The sequence below is a fragment of the Belnapia sp. F-4-1 genome (genome assembly GCF_000802185.1).
In the GTDB taxonomy this organism is placed as follows: domain Bacteria; phylum Pseudomonadota; class Alphaproteobacteria; order Acetobacterales; family Acetobacteraceae; genus Belnapia.
On sequence record NZ_KN676113.1, the window covers coordinates 5,216,986 to 5,232,632 of the forward strand.

The following is a 15,647-nucleotide window of genomic DNA, read 5'->3' on the forward strand; positions in this document are numbered from 1 at the left end:
GGCCTGCCGCCTTATCGGGCCGGGCTGTCCGGCCGGGTATCGCCCAGCGGACACGGCTTGGCAACGTGTTGCAGGCCTTCCAGTTGCATATGGGGCATGCGCGCCCGCTTTGCCAGGGGCTGCCGGCTACTTCGCCATGGCGAGGTCGCGGCCGCGGGCGCGGATATGGGCCAGGGCGTTGTGCAGCTCCCAGGCGCGGAGCGGCTTCTCGACATGGGCGTCCATGCCGGCGGCGAGGCATTCCTCGACCTCGGCCCGGTTGGCGCTGGCGGTGACGGCCAGGATGGGAACGGCACCCCGCGGCCCCACGGCGGCGCGGATGCCGCGCGCGGCGGTGAGTCCGTCCATCACCGGCATGTGGACATCGAGCAGCACGGCGTCCCAGTCGCGGGCGAGGGCGGCCTCGAGCGCGGCGGCGCCGTCGGCCACCAGCTCCACCTCATGGCCGGCGGCGCTCAGCAGGGCGCGGGCGACCTCGCGGTTGACCAGCACGTCGTCGGCCAGCAGCAGGCGGAGCGGCTTGCCGAGCGGCAGCGCGGTGGCCGCAGGCGCCGGGTCGGTAGCGGGGATGGCGGGTGGCAGGGGCAGCTCGACCCAGAACAGGCTCCCCTGCCCTTTCACGCTCTCGCAGCCGATGCTGCCGCCCATCAGCTGGGCGAGCTTCGCGGTGATTGCGAGGCCAAGGCCGCTGCCCTCGGCCTGCTCGGCGCCGGCCAGGCGAAAGAATTCCTGGAAAAGGGACGCGCGTTCGGCCTCGGTCATGCCGGGGCCGGTGTCGCTCACCTCGAAGCGGGTCAGGCCCGCGGCGGCGGGGCGGATGCGCAGCACGACCTCGCCGCGGGCGGTGAATTTCACCGCATTGCCGAGCAGGTTGAGCAGCACCTGGCGGAGGCGCACCGGGTCGGCCGAAACCCAGCCGGCGGCGGCGGGGGCGACCTCCACCCCAAAGGCGAGGCCCTTGGTCGCGGCGGCCGGGCGGATGAGGGCGGCGCAGGACTCCGCCAGGGCGGCAAGGCGGACCGGGGCCGGGGCCAGAGCCACCTTCCCCGCCTCGATGGCGGCAAGGTCCAGCAATTCGCGGATCATCGACATCAGGTGCTCGCCGCTCTCGGTGATCTGCTCGGCGCAGCGGCGCTGGCCGGAGGTGAGCCCGGTATCGGCCGTGAGGATCTGCGCATGGCCGAAGATGCCGTTGAGCGGGGTGCGCAGCTCATGGCTCAGCATGCGGACGAAGCGGGTCTTGGCGGCGCTGGCAGCCTCGGCGGTGTCGCGGGCGGCGGCAAGCTGCCCGGCAAGCCGGGCAAGTTCGGCATTCTTCGCCTCCAGCGCGGCCTGGTGGGCGGCGAGGCGGGTGGCCATGCCGTTCACCTCGGCGGCGAGGCTGCCGAACTCGCCGGCGAGGTGGCCGGTCTCGACGCGGGCGGCAAGGTCGCCGCCGGCGATGCGGCGGACGGCGGTGGAGAAGCGGGCCATGGGCCGCAGCAGCATCAGCCGGCCGGCCAGCAGGGCGAGGGACAGTGCAAGGGCCGCGGCGCCGGCGGCGAGCTGGAGGATCTGGTCGTGCAGGGCATGGATCGGCGCCAGCAGCGCCGCGGGGTTGCGACCGAGCAGCAAGGTGGCGCGGGTGCCGGGAATCGGGGCGTAGCCGAAGAGGCGCTCCACGCCGCCATGGCCGATCCCGCGGGTATGGCCGCTGCCGCCGCGCAGCGCCCGGTCGATCACCGGGCCGTCGAGGCTGCGGCCGACGAGGCCGGGCACGGGCGGCAGGCGGGCGAGCACGGTGCCGGTGCTGTCGATCAGCGCCATCGCATCGACGCCGGCGGGGAGTTGGGTGCGGTCGCCGAGGCGGGCCGGGTCCAACCCGGCGACGAGCACCCGGCCCTGGTTGTCCGGCAGGGGCTGGACGGCGAGCAGCATCGGGCCCTGCGCATCGGCCACCAGGTCGGAAAGGGCGAAGCCGCCGCTGGCCCGCGCCTCGCGCAGGACGTCCCCGCCGGCGATCGGGCCGGTGGGGCGGCCATCGGTGCAGAGCGGAGCGCCCTCGGCGTCATGCAGGCTGAGGCCGCGCAGCCAGGGCGCGCTGCCGGCGAGGGTCCGCAGCAGCGGGCCGCAGCGCCCGGACGCGTCGCCAGCGAGGTCGGGCAGGCGGGAAAGCGTGGCGAGCAGCGTCCGGACATGGCCGACCAGGGCCGCCTGCTCGCGGGCGGTGTTGACCGCGAGATCCTCCAGCGCGCGGGCGGCCTCCTGCAGCTGCGCCTCCGCATTGCGCTCCTGTTCCCACACGGTGAGGAGCGCGGGCGGCAGCACGGCGATCAGGACGAGCGCCAGAAGGCGCACCCGAAGCCGGCCCAGCCAGGGCGTGATGGTGGAAGGCAACGGCAACTTGCGCACCCGATGGTTTGGCAGGCATGACAATAAGCATGCCTCCGGCGCGATCAACTTAAAGTTAGGACACGGCTCATTTTTGCACGCGAACCAAGTCCCTGAGGCCGCAACGACGCTCCTCGCCGCCCCGACCCGCGCAATTCGAGGCGAATCCGGCCGTTACACAACCAAAAGATGATGAAGTCGGGGGATGAGCCTATGGGGCGTGCAGGAAGGCCATGCGGTCGCCCTCCAGCACCAGGCAGGTCAGTTCCCGGCCATAGGCGGCGCCGGTGTCGATGCCGATGCGGTTGCGGCGGAGGACGGGGCCTTGGGTCGGGGTATGGCCATGGATGACGACGAGGCCGAAATCGGCCCCGGAATCCAGGAAGCCGCCACGGATGCGGATGAGGTCGTCGGGCGACTGCGCCTCGAGCGGGACACCCGGGCGGATGCCGGCATGGACGAAGAGGTAGCCGCCGGCCCGGTGCATGAGGGCGAGATCCTCGACGAAGCGGCGGTGAGCGGCCGGAATCAGGGCGGCCCAGCTGGCCGGGTCGCTGTCCGGGTCGATGTCCCAGCTCGCCAGCGCCTCCGGGCCACCGTGCATCCGCCAGTCGGTGACGGCGGCGCGCTCGCCGGCCAGGGCGTCGATCATGCTGCGCTCGTGGTTGCCGAGGAGGTTCACCACCGGCAGGCCATCGACGGGCGGTCCGGCGACGAGGCGGGCGATGACGCCGCGGCTGTCGGGGCCGCGGTCGATATAGTCGCCGAGATGCACCAGCAACGGCGACTCGGCCGGCCGGGCGGCCAGGTCGGCGGCGATCTGCGCATGCAGGGCGGCGAGCTTCGCGTCATGGCCGTGGACGTCGCCCACGGCATAGACGCGCTGGCCGGGCGGGAGGCTGGCGGGGGCTGGCTGGAATTCAGGCATCATCTTCATTGGGCCCGGCGGAGGCCCATGGCGAGGCTCCGCTCGTCCATCCGGGCATCGTAGCGGAGGCCGGCGCGGGTCGCCCAGCTGTTGACCAGGTGAAAGAGCGGGATCAGCGCCACATCCTCGCTCGCCATGTGGACCGCCTGGCGGAGCAGGGCCTCCCGCTCCTCCGGGTCGAGGGTGGCGGTGGCGCGGTCGGCGAGGGTGTCGAGGGCGGGGTTGGAGTAGCGGCCGGCATTCGAGGCGCCACGCCGGGCGGCAGGGTCGTAGGTGCCGAGCACATTGGCGAGGAGGTAGCTCGCCTCCCCCGTGGTGCTGCCCCAGCCGGACAGGCGCATGGCGAATTCCTGCCGGGCGGCGCGGGCGGAGAAGGCCGACCAGGGCAGCGCCGCGACCTCGGTGCGGATGCCGGCGCGGCTCCACATCTGGGCGACGGCCTGGGCGGTGCGGGCGTCGTTCGGGTAGCGGTCGTTGGGGCTGTGCAGCGTGAGGCGGAAGCCGTCCGGGTAGCCGGCCTCGGCGAGGAGGCGGCGGGCTCCTTCCGGGTCGAAGGCGGGAACGGGCGTGCCGGGGTCGTAGGAATAGACCCCCGGTGGCAGCCATTGGCCGGCGGGGCGGGCGGCGCCCTCCATCACCCGCTCGGCGAGCGCCTGGCGATCGATGGCGATGGAGAGGGCGCGGCGGACGCGAACATCCTTGAAGGGGTTACGCGGCAGCGGCTGGCCCGCGGCGTCGGTGACGAAGGGCATCCCCGCGTCGTGCGAGAAATCGGCCTGGAGGAAAATGAGGCGGAGGCCCTGGATCTCGAACAGGCCGACGCGGCCGTCGCCGCGCAGCCGGGCGAGGTCGGCGGAGGGGACCTGGTCGATCATGTCCACGTCGCCGGCGAGGATGGCGGCGGTGCGGGCGGCGTCGTTGCCGAGGAAGCGGAGGGTGACGCGGCTCCAGGGCTCGCGCGGGCCCCAATAGGCCTCGTTGCGGGCGAGCTCGGTGCGGTCGTTGGCCGTGTGGGACAGCAGGCGGTAGGGGCCGGTGCCGATGGCGGCGCGGCCGCTGTTGAAATCCTCCGTCGCAGCGCCCTGCGCGGCGTGGCGGGCGATGATCGCAATATAGGCGACCTCGGTCGGCAGCAGGGAATGCGGCTGCTTCGTGTGCAGGCGGATGGTCAGCGGGTCGGCCACCTCCACCTGCTTCACCATGCGGAGAAAGCTGCCGTAGCCGCCCGGGCTGTTCGGCACGTTGGGCGCGCGGGCGAGGGAGAAGGCGACGTCCTCGGCGGTGAAAGGGCGGCCGTCATGCCAGGTGACGCCGGCGCGGAGGCGGAATTCCCAAAGGGTTGGCGAAAGCGCCCGCCAGCTCTCGGCGAGGCCGGGCTGGAGCTGAACGCGGGCATCGCGCTCGATCAGCCGGGAGAAGACATGGGCGGCGAGCTGGGCATTCGGCGCGGCGTTGAAGAAATGCGGATCGACCGAGGTGGCGGGCGCGGCGACGCCGATGGTCGCCGCATCGGCCGGGCGCTGGGCCTGCGCCGGGGAGCTGGGCGCCATGGCGGCGAGCCCCATCAGGGCCAGGGCCCGGAGCATGGGCGCCACGCGGTTCCTCCTCGGTTCGGTGATGGGCAAGCCTAGCCTTGTGTGCCAGGAATTCCAGCCGTCACGCGCAACAAGGGAGAGAGACGCATGCTGGAGATCGAAACCATCGGGGATCTGCAGGCCCATATCGGCAAGAGCCTCGGCGCCGGGGAGTGGGTGACGGTGGACCAGCGGATGATCGACCAGTTCGCCGAGGCGACGGGCGACCACCAGTGGATCCATGTCGATGTGGAGCGGGCGAAGCGGGAGATGCCGGGCGGCAAGACGATCGCCCATGGCTACCTGACGCTGTCGCTGCTGCCGCGGCTGAACCAGAGCATCTTCCGGGTGAAGCGGCGGAGCCGGGGGGTGAATTACGGCTCGAACAAGGTGCGGTTCACGGCGCCGGTGCCGGCGGGCTCGCGCGTGCGCGGACACCTGACGCTGAAGGCGGTCGAGCCGGTCGAGGGCGGGGCGCGGCTCACCATGGAGGCGACGGTGGAGGTGGAGGGGTCCAGCCGGCCGGCCCTCGTCGCCGAGACGCTGTCCCTGGTGTATGAGTAGGCGCTGACGGCAAGGGAGGCCCCTCGGTGCGCTTTGCCTGTCTTGCGGCCGGGCTGGCCGCGTTCCTCGCGCTGGGGTCGGGGCAGGCCGCGGCGCGGGGTTATCATGGCGGCGGCTACGGCCATCACGGCGGCTATGGCTACCATGGTGGCTACGGCTATCGCGGAGGCTTCGGCTCCCGCGTCGGGCCGCGGGCCGGATTCTACGGGCCGCGTCATTACGGGCGGCGCTACTACGGATACGGCTATGGCTACGCGCCGCCAGTGATCCTGGCGCCGCCGCCGGTGGTGTTCCCCGGCGCCAACCCCTATCCGCCCGCCGGGGCGGATGGGGGATACAAGCGGTAGCTCAGTCGAGCTCGATCCCCGCCCGCCGGATCGCCTCGCCATAGCGGGCGATCTCGGCGCGGACGAGGGAGGCGGCCTCGTCCGGGGTGCCGCCGGCGGGTTGGAAGCCGGACTCGCGCAGGCGGGCCTGCAAGGCAGGGTCGGCGAGTACCCGCATCGCCGCGGCGGACCAGCGGCGGAGCGCGGGCTCCGCCAGCCCAGCGGGTCCGTAGAGCATGTACCAGACATCGAGGTCGTAGCCGAGAACGCCGCTTTCCATCACCGTCGGCAGCTCCGGCAGGGCGGCGGCGCGGCGGGCGGTGGTGACGGCAAGGCCGCGCAGCAGGCCCTGGCGGATGCCGGGGAGGACGGAGGAAAGCGTGTCGAAATTCACGTCGACCACGCCCTGGGCGAGATCCATCACCACCTGGCCGCTGCCGCGGTAGGGGACATGGACCATCCGCACCCCCGTCGCCTGCATGAAGAGCTCGGCGGCGAGGTGCTGGCTGGTGCCGACGCCGTTGCTGGCAAAGTTGAGCCGGCCGGGCTGCGCCTTGGCGAGCGCGATGAGGCCGGCGAGGTTCCGCGCGGGGGAGGCCGCCGGGACGGTGACGACCATCGGCACGGCGGCGACGAGCGCGATCGGCGTCACGTCGCGGGCCGGGTCGAAGGGTGGGGTGCGCATGGCGAGCGGCACCTGCACCATGTTGCTGACCGTGCCGAGTGTCGCGGCATGCCCGTCCGGCCGGGCGCGGGCCGTGGCGAGGGCGGCGATGGTCCCTCCCCCGCCGGTGCGGTTCTCGACGGCGACCGGCTGGCCGAACTCCTCCGCAAGCCGGGCGGCCAGCAGGCGGGCGAGGATGTCGGTGCCGCCGCCGGGCGCGAAGCCGACGAGCAGGGTGACGGGCCGCGCCGGGAAGGCCGGCTCCTGCGCCGCCGCCGTGACGGGGAGGAGGAGCGCGGGCAGCGCCCGGCGCGGGATCACGCGCCGAGTCTCGGCGCGCCCAGCTCGTCGGCCAGCGCGTCGAGCTGGGCGCGGAGCGGGGGCGGGACCGGCACGCCCTCCGCCGCGCGGCGGGCGCGGGTCGCGGTGCTCTGCTCGCCGGGGAGGAAGATGCGGTCGACGCCCGGCAGACGGGCGCTGCCGCGGATCTCGCGCGCGAGCGCATCGACGCGGCGCCGGAACTCGCCTGGGTCGCCGAAGGCGGCGAGGTCGATGGCGAGGATGGCTTGGCCGGTATTCGTCACCGTGGTGTCGTCGGCGTTGAAGTCGACGACGTCGCGGCCCATCGCCGCGCCGTTCAGCGTGCCGGCGAGCAGGCCGAAGATCAGCGCGAGGCCGTAGCCCTTGTAGCCGCCGATGGGCAGCAACAGCCCCTCCCCCGCCCGCTTCGGGTCGGTGAGCGGCTGGCCCTGGCGGTCGATCATCCAGCCCTCCGGCATGGCCTCGCCGCGCTGCGCCTTCACCTTGACCTTGCCGTAGGCGGCGACCGTCGTCGCCATGTCAAGGACGATGGGCGGCTCGTCCTGGGTGGGTACGGCGACGGCGATGGGGTTGGTGGAGAGCAGCAGCTCCAGCCCGCCCCAGGGCGGCAGGTGGTTGGCGCTGCCGACCGCGAGGTAGAGGCCGATCATTCCCGCCTCCATCACCATCCGCGCATAGAGGCTGGCGGGGCCGGCATGGTTGCCGTGGCGCACGCCGCACCAGGCGACGCCCTGGGTGCGAGCCTTGGCGATGGCGGTGTGCGCGGCCATGGTGGTGGCGAGGTGCCCGAGGCCGTTGTCGCCGTCGATCAGCGCGGAGGCCGGGCGTTCCTCGACGATGCGCGGCGTGGCGCAGGGGTTCATGCCTCCGGCGCGCATGCGGCGCACATACTGGGCGAGGCGGAAGACGCCGTGGCCGTCGGCGCCGATCAGGTCGGCCTCGGTCATCAGCCCGGCGACGAGATCGGCATCGGCGGCGGGGACGCCCGCCGCCTGGTGGATGCCGGTCATGAAGCGGCGCAGCGCCTCGGCGGGGATCTGGTCTGGCATCGGCGTCTCTCCCTTTGCGGCCGAGGCTAGACCGGTGCCGGGGCTCAGGCCATGGCCGCCGTCGCGCAACGCTTCAGCCCGACATATTCGAGCTCCGCGATCAGCGCCGTGGCGATGGCCTGCACGAGGATGAAGCAGGCGCCGAGCCCGTTCGGCGCGATCCAGCCGGGCAGCAGCAGCACGCTGTCGAGCGCCCAGAGCGCGTTGCCGGCGACGATGCCGAGCACCAGCAGGCGCGGCAGCTGTGGCCGGGTGCAGGTCCAGGCGAGAAAGGCAGCGAAGGCCAGCAGGACGAGACCCGCCTCGCGCAGCAGGGGCAGCGGCAGGTGGAACCACCAGCCGAGCGGGGCGGCGCCGACCGCCAGCAGCAGGCCGAGGGCGGCGCAGCTCACCGCGTCGAGCAGGAGGGCGCGGCGGAGGAACGCGGAGGGGATGATCATGCGCGTCATGGCTCAGGCCTCCGGCGCGAGGTCGATGAAGCCGGGGACGCGGGCGAAACGCCCATCGGCGGCAAGCTCGGCGACGTCGGTGCCGGCGGCGACGGCGGGGCCATCCCCGGCGGCGGGTTCCCAGCAGAAGCGGAGCGGGCCGTGATGCGCATCCACCCTGCCGCTGCGGCGGAAGCGGAGGCCCGGAAACCGCGCCTGGCCCGCGCCGATCCCGTCGGGGCCGCGGCCTTCCATCAAGGGGTCGACATAGGTCGCGTCGGCTGCGAAGGCTTCGGCGGCGAGGGCGGCGCGGCGCCTGGCCGCGGCCTCGTTCCAGCAGGCGATGGTGGTGTCGATCAGCTGGTCCTGCATCGTGGTGGCTCCTTTGCGGCGGCGGGGAGGATCCCGCCGGCGCAGGGAAGATGCAGGGGCAGCGGGCGCGGCGCGATGACGCCGCAGGTCATAATCAGCGGGCGCGGGCGAGGAGGCGGCGGGCGCGTTCCACGACGGGCAGGTCGATCATCGCGCCCTCGAAGGCGACGGCCCCCTGCCCTGCCGCCAGCGCCGCCTCGAAGGCGGCGATGAGGCGGCGGGCGCGGTCCGCCTCGGCGGGCGGGACGCCGTATTCCTCGTTGATGATCGGCACATGCGCCGGGTGGATGCAGGCGGTGCAGGCGAAGCCGAGCTTCCGCGAGCGTTGCAGGCTGGCGCGGTAGCCCTCGAGATCGCGGAAATCGGCGAAGGCGCCGATCGAGCCGAGGGGCAGGATGCCGGCGCCGCGCGCCGCCGCCACCACCATCATGCCGAAGGGGTAGAGCATGTCGGCGCCGGGCACGGCCTCCAGCTCGGTCGAGAGATCCTCGGCGCCGAGGCCGAGCGCTGCCATGCGCGGATCGGCGAGCGCGATGGCGGCGAGGTGAGGCAGGGCCTGCGGCGTCTCGACGATGCCGATGAAGCGGGTATGGCCCTGCGGCAGACCGAGCGCGGCCTCACGCGTGGCGACCACTTCGGAAAGCAGCTTCACATGCTCCGGCCCCATCACCTTGGGCAGCATCAGCGCCGAGACCTCGGGCCGGATGGCGGCGGCGATGTCGGGCACGGCGAGGTCGAGGGGCCGATTGATGCGGACGGCGAGCGCCTGGCCCTCGGCATGCAACGCGGCGGCCGCGGCGGGGAGCGCGGCGCGGGCGGCCTCCTTCTCGGCTGGCGGGATGCTGTCCTCGAGGTCGAGGATGATCACGTCTGCGCCGCGCGTGTGGGCGCGGGCGACGAAGCGCTCGGCGGTGACGGGGACGAAGAGCAGGGAGCGCCAGTTCGGCAGGGTCATCGGAAGGTCCTTCGTTGGGCGGGCCGATTCAAACCTCCGCGCCCCTCGGCGCTCCGGCCATCGGACCGCATCCTTAGGCAGCGGCGCCGGATTGCAGCATGGCGTCGATCTCGGCCGCGGAGTAGCCGGCCTCGGCCAGCACCTCCCGCGTCTGGGCGCCGAGGCGGGGGGCGGGCCTTGTTTCCTCGCGCATGCCGCCGCGAAAGGTGACGGGGGTGCGGGTGCGGCGGATGCGGCCCTCGGTCGGGTGGTCGTCATCCTGCCAGAAGCCGACATCGCCGAGATGCGGGTCCTCGAGCAGGTCGTCGATGGAGTTGTAGCGGGCGGCGGGGACGTCGGCGGCGGCGAAGATCGCCAGCCACTCCGCCGTCGTCCGCTGCGCCAGCGCCTCGACCTGGAGGGTGAAGTAGTCGGCGGCGTTCTGCGTGCGGGTGATGGGCGTGGCGAAGCGCGGGTCGGTCTTCAGCTCGGGGCGGCCGATGGCGTCGAAGAAGGCGAAGGCCTGGCGGTTGTCGTTCGGGCGGATGGTGATGAAGCCGTCCCGCGTCGGCAGCGGGCGGTAGTCGGGCGAGAGCAGGCGGGCATCGCCGCTCGGGCCCTCGGGCGGGTCGAAGGTGGCCGCACCCAGGTGCTCCGAGGCGACGAAGCTCGCCATGGTCTCGAACATCGGCACCTCGATCGCCTCGCCCTGCCCGGTCCGCTCGCGGCGGTAGAGGGCGAAGCCGATGCTCTGCGCGGCGACGAGGCCGGTGATGTGGTCGGTCATCACCATGGGGACGAAGCGCGGCTCGCCGACCGCGCGCTCGAAGGTGCCGGCGACGCCGGAGAGGGACTGGATGATCGGGTCATAGGCCGGCCGGTTGGCGTAGCGGCCATCCGTGCCGAAGGCGACGATGCCGCAGTGGATCAGGCGCGGGTTCGAGGGTGCGAGCGAGGCGTGGTCGAGCCCGGCGCGGGCCAGCGCCGCGGGACGGACATTGGAGACGAAGACATCGGCCTCGGCGATCAGGCGCCGCAGCGCGGCGAGGCCCTCGGGCTGCTTGATGTCGAGGACGATGCTGCGCTTGTTGCGGTTGAAATTGATGAACTTGCCGGACATGGCGGGCGAGCGGCTGCCGGCGGCGAGGTAGCGCAGGATGTCGCCGCCGGGCGCCTCCACCTTGATGACCTCGGCGCCCTGGTCGCCGAGGGTGCGGGTGCAGATCGGGCCGACGACGACGGTGGTGAGGTCGACGACCTTGATGCCCTCGAGCGGCCCGCCGCTCACGCCGCGAACTCGCAGTCGAGCTGGCCGCAGAGGTTGCCGTCGCGGTCCTGCACCCAGGTGGCGGTCTTGCCCGCCTCCGGCGCACGGCCGCAGAGGGTGATGGTGTCGCCGACATAGATCGGCCGGGTCAGCCGGGCGGTAAAGGCGGCGAGGCGGCCGGGCGTATGCGCGACGGCGGCGTCAAGCAGGAGCTGCATGGTCAGCCCGCCATTCTGCACGGTGGCGGGGTAGCCCTCCTCGCCGCGGGCGTAGTCGGCGTCGTAGTGGATGCGGTGGGCGTTCCAGGTCAGCGCCGAGTAGCGGAAGACCAGCGGCGAGGACAGGTGCTTCTCGACGCGCCAAGCGGCGTCCGTCGGCGCCGGGTTCGGCGGGGCGACGGGGCTCGCCTCGCCGGGCTTCGGGGCCTCGCGGTAGACGGCGTCGAACTCCTCCTCGGCGACGACCTGGCCGGCGACGCGATAGGTGTGGCGCATGGTGAGCACGGTGATGAAGCCGGTGCGCGCCTGCTTCGGGACGATGGCGGCGACTTCCGCGGTGCGCTCGGCCATGTCGCCGATGCGGAGCGTGCCGGGGATCGTCACGCGCCGGCCGGCGCCCATGCGGCGGGGCAGCGGGATGGGCGGCAGGACGACGCCGGGATTCGGGTGTCCGTCCGTGCCGATATCGGACTGGCGCGGCGCCTCGTTGCAGAAGAAGCCGAACCAGTGGGGCGGCAGGGCCTCGCCCGGGCGGAAGCCGGCCGGGTCCATGTCCAGCATGGCGGCGATGCGGCGGGCGGTGCCGAGGGAGATGTCCTCCTCGACCACGCGGCGGCGGCCGACCCAGGCTTGCAGCTCCTTGCTCAGCTCCATCGGGAAATCCTATTCGGCGGAAAGGTTGAGGCGGCGGATCAGCGGCGCCCAGCGCTCGGCATCGGCGCGGCAGCGCTCGGCGAATTGCGCCGGGGTATTGGGCGGGGCGGCATCGGCGCCGACCCTGGCATAGGCGGCGCGCACCGCCTCGTCGCGGAGGGCGTCGTTCAGCGCCTCGCTCAGCCGCTGCACCGGCTCGGGCGGGGTGCCGCGCGGGACGGCAAGGCCGAAATAGGCATCCGCCTCGAAGCCCGGGATGGTCTCGGCAATGGCGGGCACGCCGGGCCATTCCGGCCGGCGCGTGGGCGTCGTCAGCGCCACCGGGCGGACGGAGGACGTGCCGCGCACCGCTTCGCCCTCCGGCAGGCCGAGGGCGCGGCAATGGATGCGGCCGGCGAGCAGGTCCGCCATCGCTTGCGTGCTCTGGCGGTAGGGGACGTGGACCATGTCGAGGCCGAGCCGGGCGCCGAGATCCTCCATGATGAGGTGGGTGATGGCGCCGACGCTGGCCGAGGCATAGGTGAAACGGCCGGGATTGGCGCGGATCCAGGAGACCACCTCGGCGAAGCCCTGGCCGGGGATCGAGTTGTGCACCAGCAGCATGTTGGCGGTGGTGCAGAAGAGGCCGACGGGCAGGAAATCCCGCATCCCGTCATAGGTGAGGCTGCGGTAGAGCAGCGCGTTCAGCCCGCTGGTGGTGCCGCCGCCGGCGACCAGCACCGTATAGCCGTCGGGCGCGGCGCGGGCCACGGTCTCGGCGGCAAGGTTGCCGTTGCCGCCGGGGCGGTTGTCGGCCAGCACCGGCTGGCCGAGGCGGGCGGACAGCGCCTCAGCCGTCACTCGGCTGACGATGTCGGTCTGGCCACCGCCGCCGAAGGGCACGACGAGGCGGACGGGGCGGTCGGGCCAGGCGGCGCGGGCGAGCGACGGGATGGCGAGGCCGAGCGCCGCGATGCCTCGGCGGCCGAGCCTCACGGCCGCCACTCGGTGAGCAGCGCCTCCATGATGCGGTCGACATCCGCCATGGAATTGTAGCCGTGGAAGCTGAAGCGGATGCGGCCACGGCCATTCCAGGCCCAGACGCCGCGCTGCACCAGCGCCTCGGTCAGCGCGGCGGCGCCGGGGCTGGCGATGCAGACGCTGGCGCCGTGGCGGGCGGGGTCGCGCGGCGTCGTGCTGGGGATGCCGGCCTCCTGCAGCCGGTCGAGCAGCGCGGTCGTCAGGCGCTGGACATGCGCTTGCGCCGCGCCGGGCGGGAAGGCGGCGAGGTAGTCGAGCGCCTCGGCCAGCACATAGACGGCGCCATGGGCGGGGTTGCCGCGGGAGAAGCGCATGGCATCCGGCAGCAGCCTGAGGCCGGCGGCGTAGTCGGGACGGCCCATGTCGTCGATCGAGTGCCAGCCGGCGGTGCTCGGCGCCCAGTCCGGCTGGCGGGCGCGGTTCCAGTAGGCGATGGCGGTGCCGGTCATGCCAAGCAGCCATTTGTAGCTGGCGGCGAAGGCGAAATCGGCGAGGCGCGGGTCGATGGGCAGGTAGCCCGCGGCCTGGGTGTGGTCGACGACGAGCAGGGCGCCGACGGCGTCCGCCACGCGGCGCAGCGCGGCGAGGTCGTAGCGCTCGCCGGTCAGGTAGGAGACGTGGGAGACGGCGATCATCCGCGTCCGCTCGGTCACCGTGGCCGCGAGCGCGGCGGCGTCGCTGGCGCGGGCGTAGCGGATGGCGATGTGCGGGTGGCGCTGGAGCGCGACCGGGGCGACGAGGGAGGGATACTCGTCGGGATCGACGACGATGTTGTCGCCTGGCTGCCAGTCGAGGCTCTCGACCAGCATGGACATGCCCTCGGCGACATTGGCGACGAGGCCGATATCCTCGCGCGCGACGCCCCAGGCGGCGGCGGCCAGGCTGCGGGCGCGCATCACCTCGGCATCTTGGGCGTGGCGGCCATGGGGGCCGCGGCTCTTGTCGGCGGCGTAGCGGGCCAGCGCCGCGTCATGGCGGCGGAGGAAGGCGGTCTCACCCCCGGCGCAGACATGGGTGATGCCGGCGGGGATGCGGAAATCCTGCGGGTCGAAAAGCGGCGCGGCGCTGGCCGCGGGGCGCACGGCCTCCGCTACGCTGGACATGGCTTGGTTCCTCCCGGATTGCGGCGGATGATAGGCCGATGCCGGGTTTCGGCAAGCCAAGGGGGGCGAAGGCGGCATGGGGCTGGACCAGGCGGTCTATGAGGACCTGCCCCGATTTCCCTACCGGCCGGTGAGCGGGCCGCAGCGGGTACCGGTGGCGGTGCTGGGGGCCGGGCCGGTGGGGCTGGCCCTGGCCGCGGGGCTGGCGCGGCATGGGGTGCGCTGCGTCGTCGTCGAGCCGCGCGGGGCGGTGAGCTTCGGCAGCCGGGCGATCTGCCTCAGCCGGCGCTCGCTCGAGATCCTCGAGGGCTTTGGCGTCGCGGCGCCGCTGCTGCGGGCCGGGCTGCCCTGGCGCCGGGGGCGGAGCTTCTGGCGGCGGCACCAGGTGCTGGAATTCGAGATGCCGGACGGGCCGGAGCAGCGGCATCCGCCGATGCTCAACCTGCAGCAGTGCTTCACCGAGCAGTTGCTGGTCGATGCCCTGGCGGAGCGGCCCAAGGTGGAGATCCGCTGGCACAGCCGGATGCTGGGGCTGGTGCCGGGCGATGAGGGCGTCACGCTCCGGATTGGGACGCCGGAGGGGGAATACGACCTCGCGGCCGACCGGGTGGTTGCGGCGGATGGGGCGCGGAGCCCGGCGCGGGCGGCGCTCGGCCTGTCCCTCCGGGGGAACTCCTACGAAGGGCGGTACCTGATCGCGGATATCCGGCTGAGGTCGGGGAGCCCGACGGAGCGGCGGGCCTGGTTCGACCCGCCTTCCAATCCCGGCTCCACCCTGCTGATGCACCGGCAGCCGGGGGATATCTGGCGGATCGACTACCAGCTTGGCGAAGCGGAGGATGCCGAGGCGGCGCAGCGCGAGGAGGCCGTCAGGGCGCGCATCGACGCGCATCTGGCGGCGATCGGCGAGCCCGCCGAGTATGATCTGGTGCTGATCAGCCTCTACCGGGCGCATTGCCTGACGCTCGACGCCTACCGGCACGGGCGGGTGCTGTTTGCCGGCGACGCGGCGCATCTGGTGCCGATCTTCGGCGTGCGGGGGCTCAATTCGGGCTTCGACGATGCCGGGAACCTGGCCTGGAAGCTGGCCGCCGTGCTGCACGGCGAGGGAGGCGAGGCGCTGCTCGACAGCTATTCCGAGGAACGGGTGTACGCGGCGCGGGAGAACATCCGGGCGGCGCGGAAATCGACGCTGTTCATGACGCCGCCGACGCGGGGGCATGCGCTGATGCGGGAGGCGGCGCTGAGCCTCGCCGTCTCGCAGGATTTCGCCCGGGCGCTGGTCAACCCGCGGCAGAGCAGTGCCATCGCCTTCCCTGACTCGCGCCTGCAGACGCCGGAGCAGGGGGCATGGGTGGCGGGGCCTGCGGTCGGGGCGACGCTGCCGAGCCTGCCGATGGGCGCGGGGCATGTGCAGGCGATGATCGGTCCCTGGCCGACCATCCTCGCCGCCGGCGAGGTCGATGTACCGCAAGGGGTGAGGCTGGTGGCGATCGAGGAACCGGCGGTGCTGGCGAGGCTCGGCCTGGCGCGGCCGGGGGCGGGCTATCTCGTCCGGCCGGACGGGCATGTCGCCTGGCGCTGGCAGGATTGGGATGCGGCCGGCCTGGCCGCGGCGCTGCGGCGGATGCTGGGACGATGAGCCCGGAGACGATGAGCCCGGAGGAAATGGCGGAGCGGCTCTGGGAGCAGCTCGCCGAGGCCATCGCCGCGGCGGGGCCGGAGCGGGAGGCGCTGTTCCTGGCGAAGCTCGCCCTGCTGCTGGGGCGGGAGCTTGGCGACACGGCGCGGGTGGCGGCGGCGATCGGGGTGGCGCTCAGGGATCTCCGCTGACGCAAAAAAGCCGGGCTCTCGC

At 73.2% G+C, this 15,647-nt stretch carries 16 protein-coding genes; 4 read left to right on the plus strand and 12 right to left on the minus strand.

The features are described 5' to 3' along the window. Positions 1-126 precede the first annotated feature (126 nt). From LH62_RS28705 to LH62_RS24615, 3 genes are all read right to left on the minus strand, one after another. A complete protein-coding gene (locus LH62_RS28705; protein WP_052214883.1) occupies positions 127-2,376 on the minus strand; it encodes a hybrid sensor histidine kinase/response regulator in 2,250 nt (749 codons plus the stop codon). 205 nt (positions 2,377-2,581) lie between these two features. Next, the gene (locus LH62_RS24610) at positions 2,582-3,301 is read right to left on the minus strand and encodes a metallophosphoesterase family protein (protein ID WP_052215055.1); all 720 of its coding nucleotides are present in this window, start codon (positions 3,299-3,301) and stop codon (positions 2,582-2,584) included. A 2-nt stretch (positions 3,302-3,303) separates the two neighbouring features. Then, a complete protein-coding gene (locus LH62_RS24615) occupies positions 3,304-4,884 on the minus strand; it encodes an ABC transporter substrate-binding protein (RefSeq protein ID WP_043364730.1) in 1,581 nt (526 codons plus the stop codon). A 96-nt stretch (positions 4,885-4,980) separates the two neighbouring features. Here LH62_RS24615 and LH62_RS24620 point away from each other — a divergent pair, with 96 nt between their 5' ends. Both LH62_RS24620 and LH62_RS24625 read left to right on the plus strand, forming a co-directional pair. Continuing rightward, positions 4,981-5,436: a MaoC family dehydratase gene (locus LH62_RS24620; RefSeq protein WP_043364731.1), complete on the plus strand. Its 456-nt coding sequence runs from the start codon at positions 4,981-4,983 to the stop codon at positions 5,434-5,436. A gap of 26 nt (positions 5,437-5,462) precedes the next feature. After that, on the plus strand, positions 5,463-5,783 hold the full coding sequence (locus LH62_RS24625; RefSeq protein ID WP_052214884.1) for a hypothetical protein: 321 nt from the start codon (positions 5,463-5,465) through the stop codon (positions 5,781-5,783). Position 5,784: 1 nt separating this feature from the next. Here the strand turns inward: LH62_RS24625 and LH62_RS24630 are convergent, their stop codons facing one another. From LH62_RS24630 to LH62_RS24670, 9 genes are all read right to left on the minus strand, one after another. Beyond that, positions 5,785-6,747 carry a tripartite tricarboxylate transporter substrate binding protein gene (locus LH62_RS24630; RefSeq protein WP_043364732.1) on the minus strand — a complete coding sequence of 321 codons (963 nt, stop codon included), beginning with the start codon at positions 6,745-6,747 and terminating at the stop codon, positions 5,785-5,787. Further along, entirely contained in the window at positions 6,744-7,796 is a 1,053-nt protein-coding gene (locus tag LH62_RS24635; protein WP_043364733.1) for an Ldh family oxidoreductase, read from the minus strand. Before LH62_RS24635 ends, LH62_RS24630 begins: the two co-directional genes overlap by 4 nt. 44 nt (positions 7,797-7,840) lie before the next feature. Then, the gene (locus LH62_RS24640) at positions 7,841-8,245 is read right to left on the minus strand and encodes a hypothetical protein (RefSeq protein WP_052214885.1); all 405 of its coding nucleotides are present in this window, start codon (positions 8,243-8,245) and stop codon (positions 7,841-7,843) included. A gap of 3 nt (positions 8,246-8,248) precedes the next feature. Then, the gene (locus tag LH62_RS24645) at positions 8,249-8,596 is read right to left on the minus strand and encodes a nuclear transport factor 2 family protein (RefSeq protein ID WP_043364734.1); all 348 of its coding nucleotides are present in this window, start codon (positions 8,594-8,596) and stop codon (positions 8,249-8,251) included. Between the two features lie 94 nt (positions 8,597-8,690). After that, on the minus strand, positions 8,691-9,551 hold the full coding sequence (locus LH62_RS24650; protein WP_043364735.1) for a CoA ester lyase: 861 nt from the start codon (positions 9,549-9,551) through the stop codon (positions 8,691-8,693). Between the two features lie 73 nt (positions 9,552-9,624). Next, positions 9,625-10,818: a CaiB/BaiF CoA-transferase family protein gene (locus LH62_RS24655; protein ID WP_043364736.1), complete on the minus strand. Its 1,194-nt coding sequence runs from the start codon at positions 10,816-10,818 to the stop codon at positions 9,625-9,627. Continuing rightward, positions 10,815-11,669, minus strand: coding sequence for a hypothetical protein (locus LH62_RS24660; protein ID WP_043364737.1), 855 nt, complete (start codon positions 11,667-11,669; stop codon positions 10,815-10,817). Before LH62_RS24660 ends, LH62_RS24655 begins: the two co-directional genes overlap by 4 nt. A gap of 9 nt (positions 11,670-11,678) precedes the next feature. Next, positions 11,679-12,644 carry a tripartite tricarboxylate transporter substrate binding protein gene (locus tag LH62_RS24665; protein WP_160299885.1) on the minus strand — a complete coding sequence of 322 codons (966 nt, stop codon included), beginning with the start codon at positions 12,642-12,644 and terminating at the stop codon, positions 11,679-11,681. Beyond that, a complete protein-coding gene (locus LH62_RS24670; RefSeq protein ID WP_043364739.1) occupies positions 12,641-13,792 on the minus strand; it encodes an aminotransferase class V-fold PLP-dependent enzyme in 1,152 nt (383 codons plus the stop codon). The genes LH62_RS24665 and LH62_RS24670 overlap by 4 nt, the downstream gene beginning before the upstream one ends. Positions 13,793-13,868: 76 nt before the next feature. Between LH62_RS24670 and LH62_RS24675 the strand changes: the two genes are divergently transcribed. Both LH62_RS24675 and LH62_RS24680 read left to right on the plus strand, forming a co-directional pair. Next, positions 13,869-15,434, plus strand: coding sequence for an FAD-dependent monooxygenase (locus LH62_RS24675; RefSeq protein WP_052214886.1), 1,566 nt, complete (start codon positions 13,869-13,871; stop codon positions 15,432-15,434). Further along, positions 15,431-15,625 carry a hypothetical protein gene (locus LH62_RS24680; RefSeq protein WP_043364740.1) on the plus strand — a complete coding sequence of 65 codons (195 nt, stop codon included), beginning with the start codon at positions 15,431-15,433 and terminating at the stop codon, positions 15,623-15,625. Before LH62_RS24675 ends, LH62_RS24680 begins: the two co-directional genes overlap by 4 nt. The last annotated feature ends 22 nt before the right edge of the window (positions 15,626-15,647 follow it).